Consider the following 2,958-nt stretch of genomic DNA (forward strand, 5'->3'; position numbering starts at 1 on the left):
CGCGCCCGTCGGCCCAGCCCGAAGGCCCTGGTCGCGTTCCGCATGCCGCACCCAGTGGCGCAGCGTCTCGCGCGAGCAGCCGATCTTGGCCGCAATCGACAGGATCGCCTCATACTGGGAGGTGTACACGTCCCGATGCTCGAAAACCATCCGGACCGCGCGCTCGCGGACCTCTGGTGAATAGGGGGGTGTTCGCTTTGTCATGGCTCCATCCTCTCAGGAGTTGGGGCCTCCGGGAATCCCGGCGCGGTTCATTCTAAAGCCAAGGGTTTCCTTGGCCTAGTGTTGAGTCTGAGTGCAATTGGGTCGAGATCATCCTGGCTATGCACGGACAGGTCTGAGCCCTTCGGGAAGTACTGCCGCAGCAAGCCATTGGTGTTCTCGTTGCTTCCCCGCTGCCACGGGCTCTGGGGATCGCAGAAGTAGACGTCAACGTCAGTCGCGACGCTGAAGTGCTTGTGATAAGCAAGCTCCATCCCGCGATCCCAGGTCAGCGAGGCCATTAATCCCTGAGGCAGACGTTGAACCTGCCGCACAAGAGCCTTCACAATGCTCTCGCTATCTTTGCCGGGCTCTTAATAGATTGTCTTGTGGGACACCCGCATGGTCCCGTCATCGCCATATTCGGTCTCGAGCTAACCTACGACCCGCAGCTGCCATGATGCTCATCCGCCTTCCTTCTTTCTCTCGGTCAATCTTGGCACCGTATCCACAGCGTGGATGGGTGGCATCTAAACAATGGATTTTGCCAGCTCCACCAAATGACGGATAGCACCCGTCAGCTTAGAGGAATAGAACTCGGGTATCAGGATGGCTATCGATCTTTGCTCTGCCTCTGTGAAACAATCTCAGCGATACGTTAATCATCAACAGAGGCAAATATCCAATACGACCACCTTCTCCGGTCTGCCCAAACTGCATCGCGCCAGCTTGACACGACCAGCGTACCTTACGCGGCCTAGGCACTTGCTACCTATAAACCTTCGTATAGCTTTCCCAATCCTTTTTATATCGGCCGATTACCCTCGTATAATTGAGTCAACCTTCGACTTTGCCTTAGCTTCATGAGAATTGGGAAGTCGCCGATCGCAGGTGCCAGATGCTCCTGCGACACGGCCAAATAGCGTTATGTCCATTGCATAGCGTTATGTCCATTGCAATGAAATCGCGCGAAAGATGCAGGAAAGCCAATGGTAGGCCTCGTATGGATGGCACATGCACTCGGTGTAATCTCGATCGTGTATCACAATCAATCGGTACGTGAGGCGTTGATGGACATGCTTTTCTCCGCGGGCTTCATCCCAGAACTGTACCAGAGTGCAGGTGGGTTCCTGGAAGCCAGCCGCGTTCGGACCACATCCTGCTCGATTGTGAACTACAGGTGCCCGGGGTAATGGGGCTCGACGTATACGAGCATCGGGTCGCATCCGGAAAGGCCACTCCAACCAATCTGCTCACCAGCCGACTCGGCGATGGCCACCGGGCGCGGGTGCTGCGAGCCTGTGTGACCTACTACCTGAGCATGCCATTCAGCGACAGCGAGTTGCTCCCGTACATCAAATCCACTCCCGAATGCCAGCCGGCGCGGAGGAGGCACCGATGAATATTGCCATATCGAGCTCTAAGGGAGTTCTCTCCAGGCGCTCTCAGGTGCGGTGGAGGCTGTGCTGGGAGAATGAGTTGCAGCTGGCTGACCATACCGAACTATCCACGTTCTTTCGAAAGACCTATGAACCGGCCGGCGCCTTTAATGGGAAGCTATTCGAAGGCAATCGAAGTTGGGCAAGAGCGAGGCCCGAGCTTCGTGCAATGGGCTACGACGCACGCGGTGTCGCTGCTCATTTGGGTTTACTGCGGCGCTTCATCAAGGTTGGCGGGGTCGATCTGCTGGTGGCCGAACTGGGATTGTACGGGGTATGCCCGGATCTTGAGGGGCTCGGAATCAGCCACTCAATTCGCGTCATGTATCCAGTGCTGCATCAGCTTGGCGTTCCATTCGCTTTCGGCACAGTTCGGCCCGCGCTGCAGAACCATATTGCAAGGTTGCTCGGTCGGCAGGCTCTGGCGACGATTGTGCCGGGGACCCGCGTGCGGTCCACCCAGCCAGATGTGTATCTCGACCTGCCGCCCACGCACGTGGAGGACGTACTCGTTGTAGTTTTGCCGATTTCGCGGCCGATGAGCGATTGGCCAACAGGTACGATCATTGATCGGAACGGGCCGGAGCTATGAAACACCTCAATTACATATCCGAGATGCCCTGTGAGTGCGCCGATGCTACCGCCCGTCGCAGCGTTTATTTAACATTTGATGACGGCCCCAATCCAATCTTCACACCGCAGATTCCCGATATGCTGGCGAAACACCGTGCGCCAGCAACTTTCTTCGTCATTGGTGCCTACGCCGCAAAGCACCCGGAGCTAATCCGGCGAATAATCTTAGACATGCCCACGGTAGGCAATCACGCGATGACCGATCCGGGCGCGGATCCGTCGAAGTGCAAGGTGAAACACTTGCGGCGGATGGGGCCATCAGGATGGCCTGCTCACAGGCCTCGGTGCGCTATAGACGCGCGCCATATGGGACCTGAACCTAAGAAGTACTCACTGCATCGATAATCGCGTCGACCATAGGGCTTTCGAAGGAATTCGCCGAGTTCAAGCAGCTTATTTTCCAGGACTGCCTCCATCGAACCTGGGAGCGCCGGCAAAAACTTCCTCCTTCTTGCCGTATTTTGAGGGACGCATCGCATCGTTCCGCAAGAGCGGTAGATCGATTGTTCAGATGGCACCCATCCACGCTATGGATACAAGGAAAACATGCGTTTCAAGGGCCTTGATCTCAATCTCCTCGTCGCGCTCGACGCTCTGATAACCAAGCGTAACCTCACGGCGGCGGCACGCAGCATCAACCTGAGCCAGCCGGCCATGAGCGCGGCCGTCGGGCGGTTACGTGCCT

At 56.8% G+C, this 2,958-nt stretch carries 3 protein-coding genes and 2 pseudogenes; 3 read left to right on the top strand and 2 right to left on the bottom strand.

What is annotated here, in order from left to right; genetic code table 11:
• On the bottom strand, nt 1-204 hold a 204-nt coding region (locus FS320_RS40920), incomplete at its 3' end, for a transposase (RefSeq protein ID WP_162003586.1).
• Between the two features lie 47 nt (nt 205-251).
• Nucleotides 252-560 (bottom strand): annotated as a pseudogene (locus FS320_RS40925) (IS30 family transposase); the annotation flags it as partial.
• Between the two features lie 1,039 nt (nt 561-1,599).
• On the opposite strand from FS320_RS40925, the gene FS320_RS40930 reads away from it, so the two are divergent.
• The 3 genes and pseudogenes from FS320_RS40930 to FS320_RS40940 all read left to right on the top strand — a co-directional run.
• Nucleotides 1,600-2,232 carry a NodA family N-acyltransferase gene (locus FS320_RS40930; RefSeq protein ID WP_152718275.1) on the top strand — a complete coding sequence of 211 codons (633 nt, stop codon included), beginning with the start codon at nt 1,600-1,602 and terminating at the stop codon, nt 2,230-2,232.
• Nucleotides 2,229-2,584: pseudogene (locus tag FS320_RS40935) on the top strand (polysaccharide deacetylase family protein); the annotation flags it as partial. The gene FS320_RS40930 and the pseudogene FS320_RS40935, both read left to right, overlap by 4 nt.
• A 235-nt stretch (nt 2,585-2,819) precedes the next feature.
• Nucleotides 2,820-2,958, top strand: a 139-nt coding sequence (locus FS320_RS40940; RefSeq protein ID WP_152718277.1) for a LysR family transcriptional regulator, incomplete at its 3' end; no start/stop codon positions are given.

It is taken from the genome of Microvirga tunisiensis (assembly GCF_009296175.1).
In the GTDB taxonomy this organism is placed as follows: domain Bacteria; phylum Pseudomonadota; class Alphaproteobacteria; order Rhizobiales; family Beijerinckiaceae; genus Microvirga; species Microvirga tunisiensis.